The sequence below is a fragment of the Nostoc sp. CALU 546 genome, assembly GCF_048836525.1.
The window spans coordinates 79,745-104,558 of the sequence record NZ_JAWJTF010000014.1 but is presented as its reverse complement, the minus strand read 5'-3'; the positions used below and the strand labels follow the sequence as shown (position 1 = coordinate 104,558).

Sequence of the window (24,814 nt, the reverse complement as noted above, 5' to 3'; positions counted from 1 at the left end):
ACCAACGCGGGTTAAGGATGGAAGCAAATTTTCTGACGGCTGTTTTTCTGCCCCTAGCTCTATTTATTATCATGTTAGGCATGGGGTTAACCTTGACCCTAGAGGACTTCAAGCGAGTTGTAATCTATCCCAAAGCGGTGGTGATTGGCTTGGTGGCCCAGTTGATCATGTTGCCGATTGTGGGCTTTGGCATTGCGTCGGTGTTTCCCCTTGAACCACAATTAGCAGTAGGTGTGATGATTTTAGCAGCCTGTCCCGGTGGCGCTACTTCTAATATGATTACGTTTTTGGCCGGGGGTGATGTTGCTCTTTCTGTGACGCTAACAGCTATTAGTAGTTTCATTACGGTTTTTACGATTCCTCTGGTAGTAAATTTGTCAATGCAGAGATTTTTGGGGGAAGGAACAACGCTACAGTTACCTTTCTTAAACACTGTGTTGCAGATTGCAGTGATTACACTTCTACCTATAGCAATTGGGATGATAGCCAAGCGGTATGCACCCGGATTGGCAGACAAGGCAGATAAACCAGTGAAGTGGCTGTCTTTATTTTTCCTGGCGGTGGTAATTACTGGAGTGCTGCTGCGAGAACGGAATAATTTTGTTTCTTACGTAATAGATGTGGGCTTGGCAACTCTGGTTTTGAATGTGGTTGCAATGGCTTTAGGTTTTGCGATCGCGACTTTAACCCGCTTAGGAGAAAAACGCGTTACGGCAATTACAGTAGAAGTAGGAATTCAAAATGGGACTCTAGCGATCGCGATCGCTTCTACACCTACGCTGCTGAATACTCCCACAATGGCCATTCCTGGGGCAATTTATGGTCTGCTAATGTTTTTCACTGGTGCTGGATTTGCTTGGTGGGCTAGTCGTCGTCAAGGCTTGTTGAAAGCATAAAGTAGTTTGCCTCATGGCTTACAAGTATTTGTACAAATTAAATTGTCTCATCTTATTTCGTTAATGTTTTTCACCTCTTCTACTAAACCAATTGATGACAATCTCAAGAATTTTGTAGACGAAATTGAAGCACAAAGTCCTAGTTTATCAGTTTTAGCAGCGCGTCAATTTCGCTATAGCTTGCGTCAAACTCCTGTAGAACTAAATATCAAGGAACCCCGCCAGTTTAACGTCCTCGAAGAATTTATCATCCGCGCTGCTATTGAATTCCAACCTCCACCAACAGAAGATGAATTAGCCTCTGTACTTGGGCTTGATTCTGTATTTATTAAAACTACTACTGCAACTCTTCGTTCATTACAAACTTTATCACCAACATCGCCACTAACAGTTACTCCTGAAGGTCGCTCATTTTATGAAAAAGGATCTGTGCCACAGCCACCATATCCTATACAAATCAACGCCATTACAGACCCTTTAAGCGACAAGATTACCTTTCAATCTGAATCTTTAAATGAAACAGTGATAAATTTGCCTGATTTGGCAGACTTTATAACTATTGATAATACAATTGCTGATATTGCTTCCTTACCACTTGAGAAAATACAAAAAAATATTCAAGCTTCAGGTTTAGCACTTCATTTACCAGAAGAGGGAAAAATCGTCACTTCCTGTAAAGTGCTTGCTTCGACTCAAAAAATTTGGAGAAAGATATCGCTTTTCGTTATCTTCGATGCCCTTGAAGATAAATTGAGCATTCAAATAAGAAATGGAAAGCAAATTTTAGAGTCAGCATCCAATTGGTTAGAAGTGCTACATAATGAAGGAAAAATTTCTTTGCAAGCATTATGTAAATTGTCAACCGAAGCCATAAATTTTGAACGTGAAGCCATTCTCAAGCAGAAAAATACTGAAATAGAATCTAGACTCGAAAGTATTCGTCAAAAAGCGCTAGAGATTGCTGCTAAAGCTAGTGATAAAATAGATAAATCTAAAGTGCTAGGTGAAGCCGTACAGTTACGCGATGAACAAATTAGCCAAGCTTTTTCAGAAGTTTTAAATTCGGCTAAAAGTCAAGTTATAATCTATTCTCCTTGGGTGAATCAGGCAGTAGTCAATGAAAAATTTCTAACTTTGTTACAGAAATTAGCTAATCGCGGAGTTTGGATTTTAATTGGACATGGAATTGCACGGCGACAAGATGAAGATAAACCCATTCCACCAGAAGTAGAGAAAAAACTTCGAGCGATCAAAACACCTGATGGTTTACCATCCGTACAGGTTTTTTGGTTGGGAGACTCCCATGTTAAAGAAGTAATAGTTGATAAACAAATCCATCTTTGCGGATCTCATAACTGGCTATCTTATCGCGGCGATTATTTACCACGAGGCGAGTCAGTTTATAAAATTACAATTCCCCATCAAGTCCAAGAAGCGTATGAATTTCTCGCGAATCGCTTCCAAAATTACGCTCAAAATTTATGGCAAAATGCTCTAGAAAACCGCGATTATCAACTAGCTGTAGAGACTTTATGTGTGTGGGGTTCGCTAGGTATGGAAGATATTGCGCTCAAAGAAATACAGCAAAACAACTGGCTAGAACTTCTACCCGTGTGGTTAAATGTGGCACTTCAAGGGTTAAAGTCCAAGAATATACAAGCTGATTCAGCAAGTTTGAAAACTGCACTTTCGTTGCTGAATCAGGTTTCTATTGAAGAAACTTTTATTGAATTATTGCAACAGGGATGGCGTAAAGTTATCGGCGCGATCGCAATTAACAATCCCAAAACTGCTTTAAATTTACTTACTGATGAAGTATGGGCGCAGTTTATACGTCTCAAGATTGTTCAAGAGAGTGATTCACGCAATGATTTTATTTTGTACCGCCCTTAACCCACACTAGTACCGCAAGGCGGAATTAAAAATTAAAAATTAAAAATGAATACAGTATAAGTGTTTCGGGAATGATTGGTTTATTTCTGCCGTGTTGTACTAGGATATTTTTCATACTTAAATAGTAATAATTCGGAAGACAGCCCAGAAATCTGTCATCCTGATTTGGCCTGAGTTGGCAATTAAATGATTCTTAACCTTTGATTAACTGAAAGATAGATCCAGAGATTCGTCTTATTCGATACAATTTATAGGTAGAGAGAGCCGAGGAGAACAAGGTGGTCTTATTAAAAGGCTTTGAGATTGAGATGTACACTGGCACGCCTCAAGGTGAAATCGTCGGTCTCTCCGACAAAATTGTTGCGGCTTTGGATGGATTTATGCGCGAACCAGATAGCCGCAACGTCGAGTATATAACCCAACCATCCCATAATTACGAAAATTTATTGTGTGCCTTGCTGCGTCCTCGGCGGGAGTTACGAAACTACCTCAATCGTTTGGGCGATTACACCTTAATACCAGGGAGTACTTTATCTTTGGGTGGGAGCGATCGCTTTCTCCGTTCCGATCCAGCAAACCCCTATCATGACTACATTGAGAACACCTACGGGACGAAAGTAGTTACCGCTAGCGTACACATCAATATAGGCATCAGCGATCCAGAAGTATTAATGCGGGCGTGTCGCGTGATCCGCATGGAAGCACCTCTATTTCTCGCCCTCAGCGCCTCATCTCCCTTCCTTGATAGCAAAGCTACTGGCTATCACTCCACCCGTTGGGGCGTCTTCCCACAAACGCCTAGCCATGTGCCGTTATTTGCCAGCCACGCCGATCATATTCAGTGGGTGGAAGATCAACTCGTTGCCGGAACCATGCAAAATGTGCGGCATTTGTGGGCATCAGTACGGCCAAATGGCGATCGCCGTCCCCACGACTTGAATCGCCTAGAATTGCGAATTTGTGATTTAGTCACAGATCCCATTGCCTTGCTAGCGATTACTGCTTTATTAGAAGCGCGTTTGTTGCAAGTAATCGAAAATCCTAGTATCGATCCATTAATCCAAAGTACCTTTTCTGCTGAAGAACTCGTCACCTTGACTGCTGAGAACGAAGCTGCATCTGCTGCTGGTAGTCTTGATGCTCAGTTGAGGCATTGGCAAGATGGCAGAAATATCCTAGCCAGAGATTGGATTTCTGAAATGTACCAAGATGTTTGGGCGATCGCAAAACAACGAGGCTTTAGCTGTTTCCTTTCCCCTTTGCACAAAATCCTCCGCGAAGGTAATGAAGCTCAACAGTGGTTGCAATTACACGCAGTCGGTTTTGATAGCCAACGCGTCATCACTCAGGCTATTATCGCCACTCAAGAGCGCGAAATCGAACTCGAAGACAAATTGTGTTCGTCTCTGCTGGCTTAAGTCAAGGGAATTGGGCATGGGGCATTGGGCATTGAAAAGAGGCAGAGGGAGCAGAGGAGAAAGAGAAAGAGGTAATTTTTATTCTCCCCTGCCCTCTGCTCCCCTGATTGTCCCTGATCTTCCCCTACTCCTCACTACTACTCCCGTCTTCATACAAATGGTAGATTCTCTTGGAGAGACTACCAGCCCTAAAAGACATAAGTAATTACTTTTTCTACACAAAACTTAACATTTCCTGATTTTAGCCAAATATCCTCTCAGGCATTGCTCTGGGAGGGTTTGCGCTTCGTTTTAAAAATCTAATCGATGGACGATGCTTGATTATTATTAACAAAACCTATGAATCACCTCTACCTTTTGGTAGATTTAACATTGACAATAGATTGTTTTATACAATACGTAAATTATACGGACAATGCCTCAGGTAGTTTTAGTTAACCCCCAAATCCCTCCTAATACAGGTAATATTGCTCGTACTTGTGCAGCTACAGGTACAGAATTGCATTTGGTGGGGCCTTTGGGATTTGAAATTAGCGATCGCTACCTCAAAAGAGCGGGCTTAGATTACTGGCCTTATGTCAAGCTACACTATCACGAATCCCTAGAAGCCTTTAAAACATTACATCAGGAGCGTGGAGGTAGATGGCTGGGTTATACAGTTGGTGGAAGTTGTAATTATGTAAACTTTCAGTTTCAAGCTGATGATTGGCTGTTGTTTGGTAGTGAAACCACGGGTTTACCACCAGCAATTCTTTCAGATTGCGATGCTACTCTGTATATTCCCATGAGCCAACCGGGGGTTCGCAGCTTGAATCTGTCGGTAAGTGTGGCAATTGGCTTATTTGAAACCCGTCGTCAGTTAGGCTATTTACAATAGTTAATTACCTTTATACTCGTAAGTATATTTACTTAGAATCCGTCCCGGAATCTATTAGACGATTTATTATTGGCGGCAAAAATTTTCTTGTTTACTGTAATAATATGTAAAACAATATACCGAAAATTAGGTTTATTACCAAAATGTAGTGGAAGATACTTACAAACAAAGGAAGGTTATTATAAGAAATTTGTATATAAAACTTGGGGTATTGCCAAATTTGAATGATAGATTTTGATGAATTTGAAACATCCTAAATTTGGGAACAAATGCGCTAAAATCCAGTCATGTCTTACATTTGAGCTATTTTGGCTCAGTGAACGGCAGAAAGCAGCCAAAAAGTAGCCGATAGTTAATACGGTTGTTTTTTAGGGAATAATCAACGTAAAGTCTCGTGTTGAGAAGACGGATTGGGTAGAAATATCTTGAAGATATCTACAGCAGGGGGCATCAATTTTCCAGAAGTCGCAGGCAGCAATTTGATTCTCAGCAGCGACTATGGACTTGGCAAATAGTTTGTTTGTCCAGTCCCCGCGATTGACGCAAGACAAGCGCGGACAATGGTAAGGAGTAAAACGTCCTAAGTGGTGTTAGGAGTGGTTCGGACAAGTAAACACAGCAAATTTTAAGTTTTGCTAACACGTGTAAACTTGTCTAAATCAGAGAAGCAGGTTAATCTTGCGTAAGCATCTCTGGTGAATGTGATCTTGATCTATCATTTGTTGTGATCTAAATCATTGACTAGTATCCAACTGAAAAATCGAGGTCAGTTAAGCGCTAGTGATCATAGGAGGTCGTCTTTGAAACGAGCATTAAAAAAGAGAGTAAAAGCTGTGTTGAACAATACCCCCAACAGCGATGATGCCCCGGTAGAACTGCTAAATGTGATGAATCCAAAAGTTAACCGCCGGGTGCGGACAAAAGCCGCCATGATTGGCTTGGCAATCTCGATGGGAGCAACCAGCCTTTTGGTGACTCGACAAAGCGATCAAGCCCAAGCAGCAGTGCCAGTAGGCAGCCAAAAGGCAACCTCAGCTATTCCTGTTGTTCCTGACACTGAGGTGAAATTCGCCTCCACAAAGCTGGAGTCCCAAGCAGTCTCATCAGCGAGCGTGCCGGAAAGTCCTGTAATCGTGGAACCAACGGCAGTCTCACAAGTGCCTGGGCTTGAAGCTAAATGGCAAGTTGCCGCAAGTGGAATGTCTTTGCAAGTTCCTGCATCAGAAACGTTTTCCCAAGCAACAGCTGATTATAAAAATTCCCCTTACCTGAAGCCTCAAGTGGCACAGGGATTGAACAATACCTTAGCCGAAACTAGTTTCCCAACAGTTAATAATCTGTCTGACTCTAGTACTGATGGTTTTGGTAGTACAAATGCATCACTAACTGCCGAGCCACAAACAGTGGCAACAGCTGGCGCAGTCAACAGTGAAATAAATGCACAACTTAAGGCACAACAAGAGTTCGCACTAAATCGATTACAAGAAAAATCGAACCGTTTAAGAAAGAGTCTGGCACAGTTGCGGTCTGGGGAAAGCGAAAATTTATCACAAGCTGATATAGAATTAGCGCAGCCAACAACTGTAGTTGAGAAGACTGTATTAGCCCAATCGGATACTTCTGACGATACCAGCAAAGCGAACCTGATATCGAGGTTAAAACAGAAGACACAAACTAGTGCAAGTGTACCAGTACCAGTTACACCAACAGTTATTGCATCTTCGCCTCGAACTGCTTACGAAGTGAAGCCTGGAGATACACTAGCAGCGATCGCCAGCAGATACAACACTTCAGTATCAGAAATAGTTAAGGCAAATAACCTTAATAATCCAAATGAACTGCAAATTAGTCAAAAACTAGTTATTCCTGCTGTTCAAGTTGAAGCAACTGTAGCCACTAAGCCCACTTTTGTAGAGTCCAGCAAAACTCCAAAAGTAGCTACCTCCCCTGTGAATATTGGTAGTGCCAACTCATACCTACCTAGTTCACCATCGCCAACCATTGCCGACAACAGTAGCGTTGCCGTCCCTACACCGGTAACTGTTCAGATTCAGGCAAATAGTGCGACCGAATTAGAAACAGCACCCCCCACTGTTAGCTCTTATGGCGTTGGTGGTGACATTCCAGTGCCACAGGCTTTTGCCGAAATGCAACAGCCTAAAACAGCAGCAAATAGGGTAGCAAGGGGAAACAATAGCAATAATGATCGTTTGCGGGGCTTACAAGCGGAAATCCAGAGGTTACAGCAGAAATATCGCGCTCAACAGTCTGGAAACTTAGTTGTGCCAGCAGCAGCTACCGAAACTAATAATGCTGCGATGCTCACTCCTATTTCTACCCCCAATAATTTCCCCGTACCGAACTCTGCTCCTCGACCGAATAGTGTAGCGATACCAATTCCAGTTCCGACACCGATTCGGGCTAACTATAGCGCTCAACCAATCAAGACCCAATTCCGGACTACTGTACGCCCTAACGAGGCAGTAAACCCTGAGTTCTTGCCTAATCTAGGTTCTGCTAGCCAGTGGACTCCCACTCGCACTCCATCTCCAACAAGAGTTGCAACGCCTGCTGGAAGAATAAATTCCTCTGACTCCTTAGGAAAGATGCGGGGAACCACCGTTTCTCCACAGATACTACCGCCTTTGGCAGCAGTGGATCAATATCTGCCCAGACCCATTGACGAACTCACTCCTCCTCCATCTTCCTCAACCATAGCTTACACATGGCCAGCAAAGGGTACTCTCACCTCTGGTTATGGCTGGCGTTGGGGTAGAATGCACAAAGGAATTGACGTTGCCAACTCCACTGGTACGCCAGTTGTCGCCTCAGCTGAGGGGACAATAGAAAAAGCTGGTTGGAACAAAGGTGGTTACGGCAACCTTGTCGAAATCCGCCATCCTGATGGCAGCACGACTCGCTATGCTCATAACAGCAAAATTCTGGTGCAAGCAGGTCAGCAGGTGAATCAAGGAGAAACAATTGCTTTAATGGGTAGCACTGGTCATAGTACTGGCCCACACACCCACTTTGAAATCCATAAATCAGGCAAGGGTGCTGTTAACCCAATCGCTATGTTACCGGATCGCCTGTAAATCTTGGCTGTCTGTAACTAAATTATTGCCTTGTTAGTTGAGGGAGGTAAACTCCCTCTTTTGCTTTGTATGACCTCAACCAGAATGGAAGTTCTAACAAAATTGCAAAAGGGTCTAGTCTTGAGCAAGGTTGTATGCTACATTAGTAAATGACTTGAATGAATCTGGCTCAGTAGCTCAGTTGGTTAGAGCACGGGACTCATAAGCCTGGGGTCGTTGGTTCAACTCCGACCTGAGCCATTTAAAAATTTATAAGTAATGAGTCGTGAACTATAGCTATTTTTTATAGTCAGCACTCAGAACCTAGCATTATTTAATGTGGCGGATTACTTCGGCAACTGACCAAGCTTGAGCGATCGCACCTCTGGGTGTGTGAGGTAAATCGCCATCAAAAATCTCAGAAATAGAACCAAGACAAGCGTCATATAAGAAATGCTCTAGCAGAGGTTGCCAATCAAAAGGCAGCGATTGTTGCGGGTAAAAACGTTGCCAAGCCCGAATATATGGCCCAATTAGCCAAGCCCAAACAGTGCCTTGATGATAAGCGCGATCGCGTTGCTCTTGATTACCTTCATATCTCCCCTTGTATTCGGGATCTCCTGGATCGAGGCTGCGAAGACCATAGGGGGTGAGTAAGCTGATAGTTGCCAAATCTAGTACTTGACACCCTTGTTGTGCAGAAAAGGCGCAATGGTGGAGCGACAGCGCCAAAACGGCATTGGGACGAACTTGAAAATTCCGGCGATCGTCCGGCTCAATAGTATCGTACAAATAGCCCAACTGAGGATTCCAGAACTTTTGCAGCGAGGTTTTCACGTGTTGCGCTTGTTGAGCATAACGCTGTGCTTGCTTGGTGAGACGCACTGGCTCACCAAAATCAAGTTGGCTCAAGCGCTCTGCCCAATGACTCAGCCAACATAAAGCAGAATACCACAGCGCATTGATTTCCACTGGCTTCCCGTGACGGTGAGTGACGGGGTGTGAATCGATTACCACATCCATCCAAGTGAGGGCTACACCACGAGCATCCCAATTAATTAGCCCATCAGTAGCATCAACTTGGATATGAAAATGTGTCCCACCAACAAATGCTTTGTAGATTTGCTGTACTATGGGGAATTGCTCTGCCAAAAATTCCCAGTCTTGGGTGGCTTCTAAATAAAGTCCTAAAGTTTCAACCCACCACAACGCCGCATCGATACTGTTATAAATTGGTTCACCATTGATATCAGGAAATACATTAGGAATCAAACCTTGGCGACAATAATGCCCAAAAGTCCGCAATACTCCTTTTGCCAAATCAAAGCGCTGGGGAACTAGTGCTAACCCCGGTAAGGCGATTAATGTATTACGTCCCCAGTCATTAAACCAGTGATAACCAGTAATGACTGTGGGGCCTGCAATTGAGGCTCGATAGACGATAAACTGATCGCTTGCTTTGAGTAGTTGTTGCCAGATTGGGGAGTGGGTATTGGGGACTGGGGACTGGGGATTAGGGATTGGGAATTGAGTACTGGAAAACTTTACCCCAATCCCTCCCTCACTCCATCCAAAAATCTGTGAGAGCCTTGCTTGCTCTGCCTCCACGGCTTCTGCAAAGGTTTTGGGGGTGAGAACACCTGACACCGAGTCAGGAAAACCTACTCGTGCTTCTAGAGTCACAGCATCTCCTGGTTGGAGTGTGACTATCAAGTAACCAGGACTATAAAGGTCTTCCTTGTCGCCTAATCCCCGTTTCGTCTCCTCAGACAATCCATAATGCCAATACCAAACTGCATCTGGTTGATAATTTCCTTGTGTCCAGCGCAAGTGCCAAGGTATACCGAAGCGCCCAGAATTGATTGCTTGTAGACAGACTTGCTGTTGCCCTAGCAATTGTGAAAACTTTAATTCTTCACTAGCAGTCTGCTGGTGGTGAAAGTCACGTTCTGCTATCAACAATCGCAACCGTAAAATCGCTGTTTCAGTTCCATCGTAGCGATACTGGATTAAAGTCCTATGGCAAAATTGGGCATGGGCGGCATTGGGCATTGGGCATTGGGCATTAGAGGGGCGGGGTGTGGGGTGCTGAGGAGAGAAATTTTCACCCTGCTCTCTGCTCCCTGCTCCCTTGCTTCTTCCCCAGTCCCCAGTCCCCACCAAGCCATAGGGCATCAGCAATTGTCTGGTTAACTGCCAGTTATCTTGTCCCCAAGTCCATTTTGGAACTGGGTTAGTATCAAAGCAGCGTAGCAGTTTGTAGCCTGTCGGCTCAATCTGACCGTTACCCCAAAAATTTGTCCCCAGTGCCACAACTTTCCCTAATACTTCTAAGCTAGCTTCTAGGTGCGAAAACAACAGAGTCCGCCCAGAGGGTGGATTTGTAGCGGCAAACAGCCAACCATGATAAGTGCGGGTGCGGACACCAGAAACCGTACCACTGGCAAAACTTCCCAAGCCATTGGTGAGCAACCATTCTCTTGTATCTAAATCAGACATTTGCTACTCAAAATCGTTATGAGTATGATATAGTCGTAACAGATCGTAATTAAACTGTGAGAGCGTGGATGGGTGAGTTTTACTTAACCCAAATTCCAACGCTACTAAACCGATAAAGGAGAATTAGGTTAATGTCCCTTACTTACGGAACCGAAGGAAGCCTCCGCGTTGGTCAGCAAGCTCCCGATTTCACAGCAACGGCTGTGGTAGACCAGGAATTTAAGACAATCAAACTTTCCGATTATCGCGGTAAGTATGTCGTCCTGTTTTTCTACCCACTAGACTTTACCTTTGTTTGTCCCACTGAAATCACAGCATTTAGCGATCGCTACGAAGAATTCAAGAAAATCAATACAGAAGTCCTTGGGGCTTCCGTTGACAGTGAATTCTCCCACCTCGCTTGGATTCAAACTGATCGTAAGTCTGGTGGCGTCGGCGACCTAAATTATCCTCTAGTCTCCGACATCAAGAAAGAGATTAGCGCCGCTTACAACGTTCTTGACCCTGCTGCTGGCATTGCCTTGCGTGGTCTGTTCATCATCGATAAAGATGGTATCATACAGCACGCCACCATCAACAACCTAGCTTTTGGTCGCAGCGTTGATGAAACCCTGCGGACATTACAAGCAATTCAGTATGTTCAGTCTCACCCCGATGAAGTTTGCCCAGCTGGTTGGCAACCTGGTGACAAGACAATGAACCCTGACCCAGTGAAGTCTAAAGTTTACTTCTCTGCTGTCTAAATTTCCCTAGCTAGCAAACTCTAATCTGGCCTTTTGGAGTTGAGAGCGAAACCAATGAAAACCACAGATAAACAGAGATATACATTAAAAAATGTCAACCTCCGTATCTATCTGTGGTTTTTTCATAAAATACTTTTTAATTGAATAAGTTTTTGTTAAATTCTTTTTTAAGAATCCAAAATTCAACATTCAAAATCTTATTATGCTTACCTCAACTGATTTTAGCGGCTTATTAAATGAGCGATTTTTTCGTAATTTTTTACCAATTCCAGCGACAAATCAACTCAGATTGGGAGTAGGAACACCAGACTTTCAATTGCCAGATATTACCAACGGAACATTAGTAAAATTGTCTGATTATAAAGGCAAGCAACCAGTGTTAATTGCCTTTACTCGGATCTTTACTGAAAAACAATATTGTCCCTTTTGTTTTCCTCACATTAAAGCTTTAAATGAAAACTACGAACAATTCAAAAATCGCGGCATCGAAGTTTTAATGATTACTAGTACCGATGAACGGCAGAGTCAAATAGTTGTGAAAGATTTAGGCTTAAAAATGCCGTTATTGAGTGATCCTAGCTGTCGAGTATTTCGTACTTATCAAGTAGGACAAGCACTGGGAGCGCCTTTGCCAGCACAGTTTGTATTAGATAAAGATGGAAAACTCCGTTACTGGCATTTATTTTCTTTTTTGGATCACAATGCTAGCGTTGAGACATTGTTAGAACAATTTAATTGAATCTAAGGTAAGAGACGCGATGAATCGCCGTCTCTACAATAATCAATCTTTTGTCTTGGCGGCGATTTATCGTGTCTTTGGGATCTAAAATTTTCATTAAACAACCTTAACCGAACCGTATTGGAGTATAAGGTGTAAGATTGGCAATGTTCCGCCTACTTATAAAGCTGTGAGGTTTTCTAATGCTGACACTTTATCACGCGCCAATTTCTCCCAACTCGCGCCGCGTCTGGATTACTCTGCTGGAAAAAGGACTTGAGTTTGAATTGGTAGAGATAAAACTGAATGGGGAGCAATTTAAACCAGATTTTTTAGCAATTAACCCTTTCCATCACATTCCAGTTTTGGTAGATGATGGCTTTAATGTAGTGGAATCTTTAGCAATTCTGGACTATTTAGAGGCAAAATACCCTACACCTGCGATGTTGCCTAAAGATGCCAAGGATTTAGCGATCGCACGCATGGTACAACTGGTAACAGTGAATGAGCTTTTGCCAGCAACCACCACGTTTTTACCTCAAATATTAGGATTTCCTGGAGCAGATCCAGAAAAAATTGAGCAAGCGAAGCAGAAAATTTCAACAGTGCTGAAGTTTTTTGAAAATTTATTAGATGATCGCCCTTACTTTGGTAGTCAAAACCTCACTCTCACCGAAGTTGTGGCTGGGACTGTAGTACCTTTGATGCCAATGGTAGGCATATCTTTGAGTGAATATCCAAAATTAAAGGCTTGGCGCGATCGCTTAATTGTACGTCCATCGTGGCAAACTACCGAGACTACACCGGAAGCAATGGAAGCTTTTAAGTCTGTCATGGCGGCGAGAATAGCGCAGCAAAATTCAGGGTGAAGTCATCAGCAGTAGAGACGCGAAGCTGCACTTCCTGCTGCTTTACTAATGCGTCCCTACAAATCCAAAATATTCACAGCCTGACTTGGTTCAAATGACTACGGGGATTATAAGTACGTATAGCGCGGATTTTTTCATAATATTCCCGTTCTTGTTGGCTGAGGTCTTTTGGTGGAACGATCGCCACCTTCACCAACTGATCGCCGCGTCCACCCTTGGCGAGAGGCCAACCTTTGCCACGTAAACGCAGAGATTGACCAGAACGCACCCCTGCTGGTAGCTTGACATTAACTGAACCATCGGGAGTGGGTACATCAATAGATGCTCCCAAAGTAGCTTCATCTGGTGTGATTGCCACTTCGCACATCAAGTTATCGCCTTCCATTTGGAAGAACGAGTGCGGCTGAAGTTCAACTTTTAAGTATAAATCCCCACGTTGTTGAGTCATGGGGTTGATTTGACCTTTGCCCCGCACGCGCAGGCGAGTACCAGTTTTAGAACCAGATGGGATGCGGACATCTATTGTTTCGTTACCTAAACTGAACCGCTTTTGCACACCATTAAATGCTTCAGCAAAAGTTAGAGCGATCGCAGCTTCACTATCCTGGTTAGTACCTGCACCTGCATCTTGAAACCCAAAATCGTTAAAGCCGCCAAAACCACTTGGCGCACCTGTAGGATTACGGGGAGAGTAACTTTGTGAGTAACTTTGTCGCCCACCACGAGGAGCAGCACCACCAAAGCGTCCTAGCAACTCATTAATGAACTCATCAAAATTACCGTATTGACTGAAGTCAAAGTTACCCATATCGGCACCAACACCGCCAGATGGGAAACCTTCACCAGCTTGTTTCCAATATTGACCGAATTGGTCGTATTTTTTGCGTTTATCTGCGTCTGATACAACTTCGTAGGCTTCGCTAACTTCTTTGAAGCGTGCTTCTGCCTGTTTGTTGTTTGGGTTGACATCAGGGTGATATTTGCGGGCTAGTTTACGAAAAGCTTGTTTAATTTCCTCTGGACTGGCAGTTTTACTAACTCCCAAAATAGCGTAATAGTCCTTGAAGTCGGTTGCAGCCATCTACCAGCCTCCTATAGAAATTCCCGTTATGTTTTTTTTTAAGATGAGAGACGTTTAATTTGTCTGGTATAGTGCCAAACAAAAGAATCTGATTTTAAATTAACAAAAAATATATAAAATCAAGTGTGGTTCTCGCTCATCAAGCGATCGCAATTTCCGTACTCTGATTTTTCTGATAAGCGGATCAGGTTATCTAGTCCTTCTTCTAGGCTTGGGGGAGCATCCCGGAGTTGGCGGTGCATCCGCAAAATAATTTCTTCTGGAACCCGGCGCGATCGCCTTTTATTACGTGCCAAACACAGCCAAACTGGTGTGTCAACCCAAATTCCCGTAATCTGGCTAAAGCCCAAATTACGAGCTAAAGCAATGACCTCACGACGATGGCGGCGCTGGGCGTTGGTGGCGTCGAAAATAGCTTTATTCTCGGTGGAAATAGCTTGCTGAAATTGCCGCTCAATTTCGCGCCAAATCAGCAGCCACGGCCCCTGAACGGCTTGGGAACCAAATAATTGCCCCCGGATGACATCCGTAGAAATCAGCGACATCTGGGGGCATTCTGCCAGTAATTGTTTTGTCAAAGTTGACTTACCGCTACCTGGAAGACCAATCAACAAAAAAAGTTTAGTCATTTGTCATTTGTCCTTTGTCCTTTGTTCTTTGTTGCTTGTAACTTTTGTTGCTTGTAACTAATGACTAATGACTAATGACTAATGACTAATGACTAAATGATTGTTCCATCGGGAATTACAGCATTTTTCAGCACAACGACGATGCCACTGCGGATGTAGAAACCTTGACCTTCGCGGTCAGCTTCTTGCACGTTATCTTTATTGATAATTTTGACATCGTGACCGATACTGGCGTTTTTATCGATGATCGCACCGCGAATAATCGAGTCAGTACCAATACCTACAGGAATGTCACCTTTTTCTACGTTGCATTGGCGTTCCACAGAAGCTTGGTAAAAATCTGCACCCATGAGCAAAGATTCTTCGATGATGCAGCCAGATTCAATTCGCGATCGCACTCCCAATACTGAATGTTGAATGCGGCAATTTTTCAAAATGCAACCTTCGCCGATAATTGATTCTGTTACGTGGCAATCTAAAAGTTTACTTGGAGGTAAGTAACGAGCGCGGGTATAAATTGGTGCTTTTTCATCGTAGAAACTAAATGGTGGCTGGGGTTGCTGAGTCAGCGCTAAGTTAGCATGATAAAATGCCTCAATTGTTCCAATATCTTCCCAGTAGTCATCAAATAGATAAGCTTGAACATTGTAATCTTTAGAGGCATCAGGAATAATTTCTTTGCCGAAATCAGTTCTTTCTACAGCCTCTCTTAATAACTTGAACAAAACCTCTTTTTTAAAGACATAAATCCCCATTGAGGCAATGTAAGGCTGTTGCTGGGCTTGTTCTTTTGATAATCCCAGTACGCTTGTATCAACGCGCATTTTGATTAAAGCTTCACCTTTGGGTTTTTCGCTAAAGTCAATGATCCTACCGGAGTCATCGATTTTCATCAAACCAAAATCTGAGGCGCGGCGCTCGTCTATGGGGATAACTGAGAGAGTAATATCAGCCCCCGTCTCTCTATGACGTTGGATAAACTGGCGATAGTCCATGCGGTAGAGGTGATCACCAGAGAGGATCAGATATTCCTCTGCATCCCATTCTTCCATTAACCATAGGTACTGACGTACAGCATCCGCAGTCCCTTGGAACCAATTAGGGTTTTCTGGTGTTTGCTGTGCAGCCAACACTTCCACAAACCCCTCATTAAAGCCAGTAAAGTTGTAGGTACGGGCGATATGGCGATTCAGGGAAGCTGAGTTGAATTGTGTCAGGACGTAGATTTTGAATATTTCGGAATTTATGCAATTACTGACAGGGATATCGATTAAGCGGTACTTCCCCGCCACTGGTACTGCCGGTTTAGCGCGGAGTTTGGTTAGTGGGTAAAGTCGAGTACCCGCGCCACCACCAAGAATGATCGATAAAACTTTTTTCACAAAATTTCTCCCAGCTGCCTTTCAACTCTCACTCTCAGTTTAGGACTGTCTGCCACCACAGGTAAGGGGGATCATCTGATTCTTTGGAATGAATTTTACAGAATGCTGGTAGTGTAATAAGTAGAAATATAGAACATTTGTATTCATTGGGATAAAGAATTGGGGCGATCGCAGCGCCAACACCTCCGATAAAAGCTACACCCGACAAATAAACAAAGAATTGTTATCAAACATTGAAACTACCGAAACTTTTCCTCGCACTTACCAAACGCAATTGCTGCGATCGCTTCAAATACTTCACCCAAGATTCCTCTGACAACTGGGAAATAGCATTTGCTGACAGTGTTGCTGTGAAAATATCTTTGCCACTAGTAACATCATTAACGCCCAAACTTTCTAAAACAGCGATCGCAGCAGAATCTAAAATTGGTTCAGTATGGATGAAAACCCCTAAACTAGTCTCTTCTGGGTCTTGAACATCATTCAGCGCTGTAGCAAGAGCGGCATCTAGTTTCTGATAATTCATCAGCAACTCCTTAGTAAAGAGGGTAGGCATAAAATTGCCTACCCTAACCTATCAAATTTATAGGTTATTGTTGCCTATCCTTGTACAGAAATAATATCCACCTTCCTCAGTCTAATTACAGATTTAAAGCGTTAATCACTCCATAACCCCATTTGTCATCAAATGTGCCTGGGGGTTTTCCGGGAATGGCACTATTTTTACGTAGCAAGTCTTTTACAGTAGCCGGATCGAGTTTGGGATCGCGCTGCAACAGCAGTGCCACTAACCCACTAACAAATGGTGTCGCCATACTCGTACCAGCCTGCACCACAAACTTGGAATTAATCATCGATGAGCGGTCAAAATTTGCATCGGCGGAAAGCGTAGAAATAATCATTGCTCCTGGTGCTGCTACATCGGGCTTTTGTCCATCATTCCGTAGTGGGCCTTCACTACTAAATTCCGAAATAGTATGTAATTCTAAGCCCATTTCTCGCACTTGGTTATCAATATCTGTATATCTGGTTTTAGTTGTATAGGCGGCAACTGTAATTGCACTGCTGGCGGCTCCTGGTGAACCAATTTTTACCGCATCCTTCACGCTTTTACCTGTGAAAAACACTGACGAAGTGTCATCTAGTGTCCACACATCTAAACGTGCATCAGTTGAAGAAGTGTTGCGGACTCGTAGCTGCCAAACACCTCCCATTACTTGCGAGGGGCCAATACCGCGTATTTGCACAAAGAAATTATGGTCGCTGTTGGCTTGATCTGGCCCTGGTGTCGCTAATTGTACCCGTGCATCTGGTAACTGATAATCTTGGGCGGCATTACCGTCAGCAATGATTTTTTGGAAGGGGGTGACAAAACCGTTAGGACTCCGCACAGACACTTCCAATTCGCTGTCTTTGGCATACCAAGCATTTAACCAAACTATGCCTACTTGATTCAAAGGAACATTAAAGCGGATACCACGGGTGCGTCCACTGGGTATCGTCGCTTGTCCATGAATGTTATCGTTTCCTTCATTACCCGCAGCACAGCAAACAATTTTTCCAGGGCCAGTTTCAGCGTCAATGACTTTTGAGAGTGAATCACTACCGTCATGGGCATCAGCATGTCCACCCAAGCTAAGATTTACTACTGCTGGGCGTCCCAACTCTCTAGCAATTCGGAAAATGTAGCGGACGCCATCAGCAATGTGGGCATCCTGTAAATCTGACCTGACGACAACTAATTCCGCTTCTGGTGCTACACCGCCATAGCTAGCATCAGCACCGGCGGCAATTCCAGCAACGTGAGTACCATGACCGCTAGTATCCTGAGAAACTGTCAGTTGCGCTCCCGTAAATTCAGCCCCATAGCCGCCCTCTGTGACTCCTGGGCCTGGCAGTGTTTGATCCCAAATATGTAAAATTCGTCCAGCAAATGCGGGGTGTTTCGGATCAATGCCACTGTCTATAATGCCGATGATTACTCCTTTACCAGTCAATCCAGTTTGATTTTTGAACTCCGGTAGTTTGACTTTTTCTAGTGCAGTGTCCATCCTCAAATGAAGTTTGCGTGATGGCTTAATTCGCTGAATCACATCTTCTTCAGATAAGACATCTAAACTATCTAATGGTAAAAAAGCTGTTCGCACACTTCCAGAATTTTGATTGACTTCTATATTATATTGTGATAAGTAACTTAAGTCTGCATCAGGGTCGCAGTAGATAAAAACGACGCTCTTAGTGGGTTTGACTGGACTTTTGTGGGCAATGATGCCGAGCGATCGCTTGTGTGTAACTAAAGCTTGATTTCCTTCATGTTGATAGTCTTGAAATGCCAACAGTAGACCGGGAGAAAGTTTTTCGTGTCTCATTGTTACCTCAAATTAAATTTATTTACTGAAAGCAAAGTAGTGATTTTAGTAAGATCAGCCGCTCTAGATCGTAGTTTTTTAGCCTTGATGGCTTGATTATTTGATGCGACTATAGTTATCTATTTTTTTTCATAGATAACATCAAATAAGCTTAGGAGGCGGTAAGTTCTTCCTAAGAGGATGTTTGAAAAGTCCTCTTGTCGGTATCAAAAATTTTAGATCCCCCTAAATCCCCCTTCAAAAGGGGGACTTTGATTCCGGTTCCCCCCTTAAAAAGGGGGGTTAGGGGGGATCTAAAGTGCCTAAAGTCACAGCGAAATACTTTTCAAACAACCTCTAAGACAATTGCTAAAATAACTCATATTCCTGAATTATGTCTCCTTGATAGTGGTTTGCTGTAGCTCATGAGACATCTTTGAGCAGCTGCATCTAAGAATTACCCAAAACTGGGGTAACAGGTAATTTTTATGAAGCTATTAAACTAATCCACTGTCTGCCTAAATAATTACGGACAAAGTGAAGAAAATAAAAAGGGGCATGGGGCATGGAAAATGGGGAATGGGAGGTGCAGTATGTCAGTTATTTTCCTAATGACAAATGACAAATGACAAATGACAAATTACAGATTCTCTATCATAAGTAAGAGCCATAAAGAAGCTAATATTTGCAACGATCGCTTCTGAACGTACAAAGAGTTATTCATGCAAATTCAAACACCAGACTGGGTGAAGCACGCTGTTTTCTACCAAATCTTCCCAGATCGCTTTGCCAGAAGCAAAAAGCCACGCAAACGGCTGTTGCACGAAGCCCGTTGGGAAGATTGGGACGCTATGCCAACTCTCCAGGGTTATAAAGGCGGCGATTTATGGGGGATCATGGAGGGTTTAGACTACATCCAGGATTTGGGGGTTAACGCGATTTACTTCACACCCATTTTTCAATCCGCCAGCAATCATCGCTATCATACCCACGATTATTACCAAGTTGACCCGATGTTAGGGGGCAACGAAGCTTTTAAAGAATTGCTCGATGCAGCCCATCAACGGAATATCAAAGTCGTTCTGGATGGGGTGTTTAACCATTCCAGCCGGGGGTTTTTCTTTTTCCATGACGTTTTAGAGAATGGGCCCCATTCCCCTTGGGTAAATTGGTTCAAAATTGAAGGCTGGCCTTTAGCACCGTACACTGGTGATTTACCTGCCAATTACGGGGGTTGGGCTGGAAATCGTGCTTTACCAGAATTTAACCACGACAATCCAGAAGTGCGGGAATACATTATGGAGATTGCCGAATATTGGATTAAATTCGGCATCGACGGTTGGCGGTTAGATGTACCATTTGAAATAAAAACTCCTGGTTTTTGGCAGGAATTTCGCGATCGCACTAAAGCCATCAATCCCGAAGCTTACATTGTGGGCGAAGTGTGGGGAGATTCCCGCCAGTGGTTGGATGGGACACAATTTGACGGGGTGATGAATTATCTATTTACCGGGCCAACAATTGCCTTTACAGCTGGCGATCGCGTAGTCTTAGAACAAGTCCAAAGCCGTGACTATCAACCTTATCCACCCTTATTTGCCGCCGAGTACGCCACCAAGATTCAGGAAGTACTGCAACTTTACCCGTGGGAAATTCAGCTAACTCAACTCAATTTACTCGCTAGTCACGATACAGCCCGATTGATGACCATTGCAGGCGACGATATAGCCAGTGTGGAATTGTCAACTCTACTGCTACTCACCTTTCCTGGTGCCCCTAGTATTTACTATGGTGATGAAGTTGGTTTACCTGGTGGCATAGATCCCGACTCGCGCCGTGGCTTTCCTTTAGAGAGTAAATGGAATCAAGAAATTTTCAATACTCACCGTCAATTAATTGCCCTCCGCCACACTTACACAGCCTTGCGTACAGGTGATTACCAAGTCCTCTATGCTCAAGGACAACTTTATATCTTTGCGCGAACTTTGGGAACAGAGGAGTTGATAATTGCCGTCAACGCTGGCACAAGTTCGGCAACAGCAAATGCAGATATCGCCAGTTTGCGTACTCAACCCAACAAACTGTTATATGGCACTGCTGAAGTTGAGTGGAATAGTCAAGGAGAAACTCAGCAGTTGTCGTTGACTGTTCCTGCACGCAGTGGGTGCATCCTGGGGACTGAGGACTGAGGATTGGGGACTGGGGACTGGGGACTGGGAACTGGGAAAGAAGCAGGGTGAAAATTCCTCTCCTCAGCACCAATGCCCAATACCCAATACCCAATACCCAATACCCCTACTTCCCTGCTACCATTGCAGGCATCAACACCGCATCAATAATATGGATCACGCCATTGTCTGTCAGAATATCTGTTTTGAGGACATTGGCGTTATTCACCTTAAATTTACCGTCGGCAGATTCAATCGCTACAATTGATCCCTCAAGCGTCTCTGCCTCATTAATCTGTACCAAGTCATCAGACCGAACATCCCCGCTAACGATATGATACGCCACAATTTTCTTTAGCTTGGGGATATCTTGTAGTAGCGAATCTAAAGTTCCCTTTGGCAGCTTGGCAAAGGCTTCGTCAGTTGGTGCAAATAGTGTGAAAGAACCAGGACTTTTCAAAATTTCTATGAGATTTGCAGCTTTAGCAGCCTTCACCAGGGTATTCAAGTTTCCCGCGTTGACAGCAGTTTCCACAAGGTCAGCCATAAGGATGTGTGACTTTAGTCAGGTAATATTATTTATAAGTAATTTATAGTGACAAAAACACTCTCAACCTCTATCAAGAGAGAGGTTGCTAGCAATTAAACACACAGCAGTAGATTTATCAGTACTGCTACACTGGGGAATGACCCCAAAAACCACTGATTATGCTAAAGCGTTCTAAGTTCGAGACAACTCAATCTCAGATTATGCACCGTTCTGAGGATCTGATTAGTGCAGCCTCAAATCGTTACCGCATTACGGTTCAGGTGGCAAATCGTGCTAAACGTCGGCGTTATGAAGACTTTGAGAGTAACGAAGATGCGATGATGAAGCCAGTGCTAAGGGCAATTATTGAAATGTCCGATGAGTTGACTCAGCCAGAAATTATCGGCGAACTATAGAAATAGTTCTGAGTTGAGAGTGCTGTTAGCGAATAGCTAGGGTTGAGCCAGTGCTGAGTGAAAATGCAGTGAGATAGCACTCTCATTTCAAAATATCGTTTTATGAAAAAGAAAAAACTTCTACCTAGATCAATACTCTCAAAACTTGGAACTCCGCATTCACTACTCTTTGCCTTAATGGTAGTAGGTGTAATCCTTTTGGGTTCAGGAACGGGCAAATCAATCCATAGAAATTTATTTAGTATCCAACCTGCATACGCGCAGAGAATCACTCCTAGCGATGTTTGGCAGGTGGTATATCAGCAATTGCCAGATTTCCCACGGGAAAATAAGTATATCAGCAAAGAAAATGGGAAAGTTGCCGAAAACAACACCCTGGTAAATCGCCTGATTAGATATCATATTTATACCAAAGGGCGGGCCCCAATTTATCGGTTGGATTGGAAGCTGACTTTAGCTGATTACCTGGGTGCGAATGAAATTATGTATGATGCTAGCTATCCAGGGAATGATTCACTGCGGGAAAATCCTCTAGAAGGCGATCGCAAAACCATCACAAGTCTCACTCGCAGCCAGCGAGATGCTCTAATACAAGTATTAGTGAATATATTTAATCCTACTGCCCAAAATACCCTATCTCCTAGCCCCAATATCGCACCGAGTCCTAGTAGATCAACTACCCCACAGCCATCCCAAGGGGGAGGTGCCGACTTACTAAGATAACGAGAGAGTTATTAATTCCTAACTTTTTATGGAACGCGTTGTCAAAAGCGGATTTGGTTGGCGTATTGGGTGGAACCCTGATGCATTTGAATTTAAAGGTTTAGTCGGTACAGATGATTGGGCAATTGAGTTAAGCGAAGCTGAATTGAATGATTTTTGCCGTCTATTAGCCCAGCTAGCAGACACCATGAAGCAACTCGCAACTGAATTAATGGAAGAGGAAAAAATTGCTTGTGAAGCCGAAAGCGATTTATTATGGATGGAGGTAGAAGGCTTTCCTCATGCTTACAGTTTGCGCTTCATCTTGAATACAGGGCGATGTGTAGAGGGTAAATGGGATGCTTCTGCTGTTCCAGATTTACTGCAAGCTACTGGGATGCTGAAGGTTTTTTAAATTTACCTCTTGATTATCCTGGAGTTTTGCTATATGATAGTAATTCTGACCGGGGCGTAGCGCAGCTTGGTAGCGCGCCACTTTGGGGTAGTGGAGGTCGTGGGTTCGAATCCCGCCGCTCCGATTGATGATAAGCCATACCTGCTAGTCTTTTTAAAAGAACTGGCGGGTTTTTTCATGGCTTTTTAGCTGAAAAACTTGATATAACCATACCAATTACTTGCTACACAAAATATAACATCCTTCATTTACCTTATAGGTTACTTTTTTTTAGCCACTCCAACAACAGCGATCGCGTTGAAGGGGGCAGGAGGCAGGAGGCAGGAGGCAGGAGGCAGGGGGCAGCAGGCAGGAGGCAGGGGCAGCAGGCAGGAGGTTTTTTCACTTATGGGATTCAAACCCCTCCTGAAAAAGAGCCACAAAACAATAAAATTTGGAGTTCTTGTCTTAAACCCAAGACCCTATGGTCGCTGGCTGTTACAGATAGCGCAGCGGTAGCTCAGGAGAGGAGCGTCGGGCAGTTTTCCTCCTGCCTTCCGCGATAACCATAACTTACTCATACGCTAGAACGCCCAAGATGCTCCTTTGGCACAAGCTAGTACTGGAAAAGCACCACAGATAAAGCAGGTGATCGAGTAAGATTAGTGGTGCGATCGCAAATGTATTTATCTGAACTTGAGGTAGTTGTAAGTTCTGTGGGGCGTACCCATGTCTGCAAACTATCTTCTAATAATTCTGCTTTCACCGCTGGGCTTCTGGAATAACATCTGAAGAGAGAGGTTGTCACCACGATTTGTGTAATTCAGTAAAAATAGCAAATAACGGGGAAACGGCTAGAAAAAACAGTGTAGAAACTACAAACAATAGTTGAAGGTCGAAGTTTCGTCAATTATCTGGGAATCCAGATTGATGCCCTCTAAATAGGCTAAAACCCACATTAGGATAGACTTAGAAACAAAGGTATAATTTTCTCTACGAGGAGCAATATAGCAATAGTAAAAGTAAATGGTCAATAAAAAATGGGCTGTCAAACGACTGACAGTAAATCTCACGTCAACAGAAGCGCAGAAACTAGAAGAATACTGTGCAAAAACAGGAAGACCCGCTACTGATGTGATTCGGGAATTGCTGCGTTCTTTAGAGGTTCAGAATGCGGAAGTATCTGAAAAGTCACCATATTCTGAAGTTTCAGAATTAGCTAGGCTTCAAAAATGAGTCAAGATGAATATTCTGGACGGTCGTTTTTTTGATTACGCGAAATCTTGGCAAAATTATGACCAAATCGAGTTGTCTGTTCCAATCTGGCATTCAATAATCCATCCATCTTGGTTTGTAATATAGTTAGGCATTCCTGTTCCTACGCAAGTAAGTTCAGGAATCAAATCGGATTCCTATACATATATCAATAATTTGGCTTAGTTGCTTAGTCCGTTATAACTACTGAATTTTTGATACGATAATACCAATAAATACGGCAAGACCTAGCGCTCTCCGAAAATAATTAACGCCTTGAAATAATTCCAGCCACGCCCAAGTAAATAAGGAGCCATTTGCCAGTACTTCTAATACTGTATTAATTTTGCCACTTGTAACAATTAGAGCTAGTAAACTAGATACTACCCAAACAATAAGCGGTAAATTTGGCATCTGTGCCAAAACAATATTGCCATTGCTGTCACGGAAGGTTTTATCAACTAATGTATTTTCCATTATTTAAACTTGCCACTGAGCTAAAGGTTATTAATCTAAAAAAATTACCGGATGGCTTATTGAGCAGAGGATGTTTTAAAAGTCATCTCATCAGTAGTAAAACTTATATATCCCTCAATTCCCCGTAAATTTGATTCCGTTACCCTTTTTGAAGGATTTCTCAGAGGGATCAATAAGTTCCTGAAATCACAGTTAACCACTTTTCAAACAGCTTCTAATAATTTTAGATTATTTAATAACATTAAAACATTTAAGCAAGTCTATTTCCAAGCATCTAATTGCTGAGATTCGAGCGGTAAAGCATATTCATATATGACTATATCGAGAGGCATAGTCACACGAAAACTGCCAATATATTTGTTATCGCATTAATGCACGTTGGAGCAATTGTATCAAATATAGGAATCCGCTTTGATTTCTGAACGAATTTGCGTAGACAGGCAATAG

At 43.3% G+C, this 24,814-nt stretch carries 22 protein-coding genes and 2 tRNA genes; 15 read left to right on the top strand and 9 right to left on the bottom strand.

Going from position 1 to position 24,814, the window contains the following annotated elements; translation table 11 throughout:
• The first annotated feature begins 17 nt into the window (after positions 1-17).
• The 6 genes from RRG12_RS09920 (at position 18) to RRG12_RS09895 (ending at position 8,419) form a co-directional block, all read left to right on the top strand.
• Positions 18-896: a bile acid:sodium symporter family protein gene (locus tag RRG12_RS09920; RefSeq protein WP_420759140.1), complete on the top strand. Its 879-nt coding sequence runs from the start codon at positions 18-20 to the stop codon at positions 894-896.
• A 63-nt stretch (positions 897-959) separates the two neighbouring features.
• On the top strand, positions 960-2,789 hold the full coding sequence (locus tag RRG12_RS09915) for a hypothetical protein (protein WP_420759139.1): 1,830 nt from the start codon (positions 960-962) through the stop codon (positions 2,787-2,789).
• A 278-nt stretch (positions 2,790-3,067) separates the two neighbouring features.
• Positions 3,068-4,207 (top strand): glutamate--cysteine ligase, encoded by a 1,140-nt coding sequence (gene gshA, locus RRG12_RS09910; protein WP_420759138.1) that lies wholly within the window; start codon positions 3,068-3,070, stop codon positions 4,205-4,207.
• 415 nt (positions 4,208-4,622) lie between these two features.
• Complete coding sequence (locus RRG12_RS09905; RefSeq protein WP_069068390.1) at positions 4,623-5,084, top strand: tRNA (cytidine(34)-2'-O)-methyltransferase; 462 nt, start codon at positions 4,623-4,625, stop codon at positions 5,082-5,084.
• An 800-nt stretch (positions 5,085-5,884) separates the two neighbouring features.
• Positions 5,885-8,179: a peptidoglycan DD-metalloendopeptidase family protein gene (locus tag RRG12_RS09900; protein ID WP_420759137.1), complete on the top strand. Its 2,295-nt coding sequence runs from the start codon at positions 5,885-5,887 to the stop codon at positions 8,177-8,179.
• 166 nt (positions 8,180-8,345) lie between these two features.
• Positions 8,346-8,419 (top strand) — tRNA-Met (locus tag RRG12_RS09895).
• A 69-nt stretch (positions 8,420-8,488) separates the two neighbouring features.
• Here RRG12_RS09895 and RRG12_RS09890 read toward each other — a convergent pair.
• Positions 8,489-10,657: an amylo-alpha-1,6-glucosidase gene (locus RRG12_RS09890; protein ID WP_420759136.1), complete on the bottom strand. Its 2,169-nt coding sequence runs from the start codon at positions 10,655-10,657 to the stop codon at positions 8,489-8,491.
• Between the two features lie 131 nt (positions 10,658-10,788).
• Here RRG12_RS09890 and RRG12_RS09885 point away from each other — a divergent pair, with 131 nt between their 5' ends.
• The 3 genes from RRG12_RS09885 to RRG12_RS09875 all read left to right on the top strand — a co-directional run bounded on the left by RRG12_RS09885 (position 10,789) and on the right by RRG12_RS09875 (position 12,987).
• Positions 10,789-11,400, top strand: coding sequence for a peroxiredoxin (locus RRG12_RS09885; protein ID WP_069068387.1), 612 nt, complete (start codon positions 10,789-10,791; stop codon positions 11,398-11,400).
• 202 nt (positions 11,401-11,602) lie between these two features.
• Positions 11,603-12,139: a peroxiredoxin family protein gene (locus RRG12_RS09880; RefSeq protein WP_069068386.1), complete on the top strand. Its 537-nt coding sequence runs from the start codon at positions 11,603-11,605 to the stop codon at positions 12,137-12,139.
• 182 nt (positions 12,140-12,321) lie between these two features.
• The gene (locus RRG12_RS09875; RefSeq protein ID WP_420759135.1) at positions 12,322-12,987 is read left to right on the top strand and encodes a glutathione S-transferase family protein; all 666 of its coding nucleotides are present in this window, start codon (positions 12,322-12,324) and stop codon (positions 12,985-12,987) included.
• A 73-nt stretch (positions 12,988-13,060) separates the two neighbouring features.
• Here the strand turns inward: RRG12_RS09875 and RRG12_RS09870 are convergent, their stop codons facing one another.
• The 5 genes from RRG12_RS09870 to RRG12_RS09850 all read right to left on the bottom strand — a co-directional run bounded on the left by RRG12_RS09870 (position 13,061) and on the right by RRG12_RS09850 (position 18,448).
• Positions 13,061-14,068, bottom strand: a complete 1,008-nt coding sequence (locus RRG12_RS09870; RefSeq protein ID WP_420759134.1) for a DnaJ C-terminal domain-containing protein — start codon at positions 14,066-14,068, stop codon at positions 13,061-13,063.
• A 119-nt stretch (positions 14,069-14,187) separates the two neighbouring features.
• On the bottom strand, positions 14,188-14,697 hold the full coding sequence (locus RRG12_RS09865; RefSeq protein ID WP_420759133.1) for an AAA family ATPase: 510 nt from the start codon (positions 14,695-14,697) through the stop codon (positions 14,188-14,190).
• Positions 14,698-14,789: 92 nt separating this feature from the next.
• On the bottom strand, positions 14,790-16,079 hold the full coding sequence (locus RRG12_RS09860) for a glucose-1-phosphate adenylyltransferase (protein WP_420759132.1): 1,290 nt from the start codon (positions 16,077-16,079) through the stop codon (positions 14,790-14,792).
• A gap of 226 nt (positions 16,080-16,305) precedes the next feature.
• On the bottom strand, positions 16,306-16,605 hold the full coding sequence (locus tag RRG12_RS09855) for a hypothetical protein (RefSeq protein ID WP_069068381.1): 300 nt from the start codon (positions 16,603-16,605) through the stop codon (positions 16,306-16,308).
• Positions 16,606-16,720: 115 nt separating this feature from the next.
• Positions 16,721-18,448 (bottom strand): S8 family peptidase, encoded by a 1,728-nt coding sequence (locus RRG12_RS09850; protein WP_069068380.1) that lies wholly within the window; start codon positions 18,446-18,448, stop codon positions 16,721-16,723.
• 701 nt (positions 18,449-19,149) lie between these two features.
• Here RRG12_RS09850 and RRG12_RS09845 point away from each other — a divergent pair.
• The gene (locus RRG12_RS09845) at positions 19,150-20,616 is read left to right on the top strand and encodes a glycoside hydrolase family 13 protein (RefSeq protein WP_420759131.1); all 1,467 of its coding nucleotides are present in this window, start codon (positions 19,150-19,152) and stop codon (positions 20,614-20,616) included.
• Between the two features lie 106 nt (positions 20,617-20,722).
• Here the strand turns inward: RRG12_RS09845 and RRG12_RS09840 are convergent, their stop codons facing one another.
• The gene (locus RRG12_RS09840; protein ID WP_420759130.1) at positions 20,723-21,142 is read right to left on the bottom strand and encodes a fasciclin domain-containing protein; all 420 of its coding nucleotides are present in this window, start codon (positions 21,140-21,142) and stop codon (positions 20,723-20,725) included.
• Between the two features lie 161 nt (positions 21,143-21,303).
• Here RRG12_RS09840 and RRG12_RS09835 point away from each other — a divergent pair, with 161 nt between their 5' ends.
• The 4 genes from RRG12_RS09835 (at position 21,304) to RRG12_RS09820 (ending at position 22,781) form a co-directional block, all read left to right on the top strand.
• On the top strand, positions 21,304-21,540 hold the full coding sequence (locus RRG12_RS09835) for a DNA-directed RNA polymerase subunit omega (RefSeq protein WP_069068377.1): 237 nt from the start codon (positions 21,304-21,306) through the stop codon (positions 21,538-21,540).
• A gap of 102 nt (positions 21,541-21,642) precedes the next feature.
• On the top strand, positions 21,643-22,263 hold the full coding sequence (locus tag RRG12_RS09830) for a hypothetical protein (RefSeq protein WP_420759129.1): 621 nt from the start codon (positions 21,643-21,645) through the stop codon (positions 22,261-22,263).
• A 28-nt stretch (positions 22,264-22,291) separates the two neighbouring features.
• Positions 22,292-22,657 carry a DUF1818 family protein gene (locus RRG12_RS09825; protein ID WP_420759128.1) on the top strand — a complete coding sequence of 122 codons (366 nt, stop codon included), beginning with the start codon at positions 22,292-22,294 and terminating at the stop codon, positions 22,655-22,657.
• 50 nt (positions 22,658-22,707) lie between these two features.
• A tRNA-Pro gene (locus tag RRG12_RS09820) sits at positions 22,708-22,781 on the top strand.
• Between the two features lie 471 nt (positions 22,782-23,252).
• Here RRG12_RS09820 and RRG12_RS09815 read toward each other — a convergent pair.
• The gene (locus tag RRG12_RS09815; RefSeq protein ID WP_420759127.1) at positions 23,253-23,402 is read right to left on the bottom strand and encodes a hypothetical protein; all 150 of its coding nucleotides are present in this window, start codon (positions 23,400-23,402) and stop codon (positions 23,253-23,255) included.
• A 260-nt stretch (positions 23,403-23,662) separates the two neighbouring features.
• On the opposite strand from RRG12_RS09815, the gene RRG12_RS09810 reads away from it, so the two are divergent.
• A complete protein-coding gene (locus RRG12_RS09810) occupies positions 23,663-23,872 on the top strand; it encodes a CopG family transcriptional regulator (protein ID WP_069068374.1) in 210 nt (69 codons plus the stop codon).
• A gap of 222 nt (positions 23,873-24,094) precedes the next feature.
• On the opposite strand, the gene RRG12_RS09805 is transcribed toward RRG12_RS09810, so the two are convergent.
• Positions 24,095-24,367, bottom strand: a complete 273-nt coding sequence (locus RRG12_RS09805; protein ID WP_069068373.1) for a hypothetical protein — start codon at positions 24,365-24,367, stop codon at positions 24,095-24,097.
• Positions 24,368-24,814: the final 447 nt, after the last annotated feature.

Excerpts from the sequence above, each read along its gene's own strand:
- RRG12_RS09920 (WP_420759140.1), top strand. The coding sequence starts at position 18 with ATGGAAGCAAATTTTCTGACGGCTGTTTTTCTGCCCCTAGCTCTATTT.
- RRG12_RS09915 (WP_420759139.1), top strand. The coding sequence starts at position 960 with ATGTTTTTCACCTCTTCTACTAAACCAATTGATGACAATCTCAAGAAT.
- RRG12_RS09905 (WP_069068390.1), top strand. The coding sequence starts at position 4,623 with ATGCCTCAGGTAGTTTTAGTTAACCCCCAAATCCCTCCTAATACAGGT.
- RRG12_RS09890 (WP_420759136.1), bottom strand. The coding sequence starts at position 10,657 with ATGTCTGATTTAGATACAAGAGAATGGTTGCTCACCAATGGCTTGGGA.
- RRG12_RS09885 (WP_069068387.1), top strand. The coding sequence starts at position 10,789 with ATGTCCCTTACTTACGGAACCGAAGGAAGCCTCCGCGTTGGTCAGCAA.
- RRG12_RS09880 (WP_069068386.1), top strand. The coding sequence starts at position 11,603 with ATGCTTACCTCAACTGATTTTAGCGGCTTATTAAATGAGCGATTTTTT.
- RRG12_RS09875 (WP_420759135.1), top strand. The coding sequence starts at position 12,322 with ATGCTGACACTTTATCACGCGCCAATTTCTCCCAACTCGCGCCGCGTC.
- RRG12_RS09870 (WP_420759134.1), bottom strand. The coding sequence starts at position 14,068 with ATGGCTGCAACCGACTTCAAGGACTATTACGCTATTTTGGGAGTTAGT.
- RRG12_RS09865 (WP_420759133.1), bottom strand. The coding sequence starts at position 14,697 with ATGACTAAACTTTTTTTGTTGATTGGTCTTCCAGGTAGCGGTAAGTCA.
- RRG12_RS09855 (WP_069068381.1), bottom strand. The coding sequence starts at position 16,605 with ATGAATTATCAGAAACTAGATGCCGCTCTTGCTACAGCGCTGAATGAT.
- RRG12_RS09850 (WP_069068380.1), bottom strand. The coding sequence starts at position 18,448 with ATGAGACACGAAAAACTTTCTCCCGGTCTACTGTTGGCATTTCAAGAC.
- RRG12_RS09845 (WP_420759131.1), top strand. The coding sequence starts at position 19,150 with ATGCAAATTCAAACACCAGACTGGGTGAAGCACGCTGTTTTCTACCAA.
- RRG12_RS09840 (WP_420759130.1), bottom strand. The coding sequence starts at position 21,142 with ATGGCTGACCTTGTGGAAACTGCTGTCAACGCGGGAAACTTGAATACC.
- RRG12_RS09835 (WP_069068377.1), top strand. The coding sequence starts at position 21,304 with ATGCTAAAGCGTTCTAAGTTCGAGACAACTCAATCTCAGATTATGCAC.
- RRG12_RS09830 (WP_420759129.1), top strand. The coding sequence starts at position 21,643 with ATGAAAAAGAAAAAACTTCTACCTAGATCAATACTCTCAAAACTTGGA.
- RRG12_RS09825 (WP_420759128.1), top strand. The coding sequence starts at position 22,292 with ATGGAACGCGTTGTCAAAAGCGGATTTGGTTGGCGTATTGGGTGGAAC.
- RRG12_RS09810 (WP_069068374.1), top strand. The coding sequence starts at position 23,663 with ATGGTCAATAAAAAATGGGCTGTCAAACGACTGACAGTAAATCTCACG.
- RRG12_RS09805 (WP_069068373.1), bottom strand. The coding sequence starts at position 24,367 with ATGGAAAATACATTAGTTGATAAAACCTTCCGTGACAGCAATGGCAAT.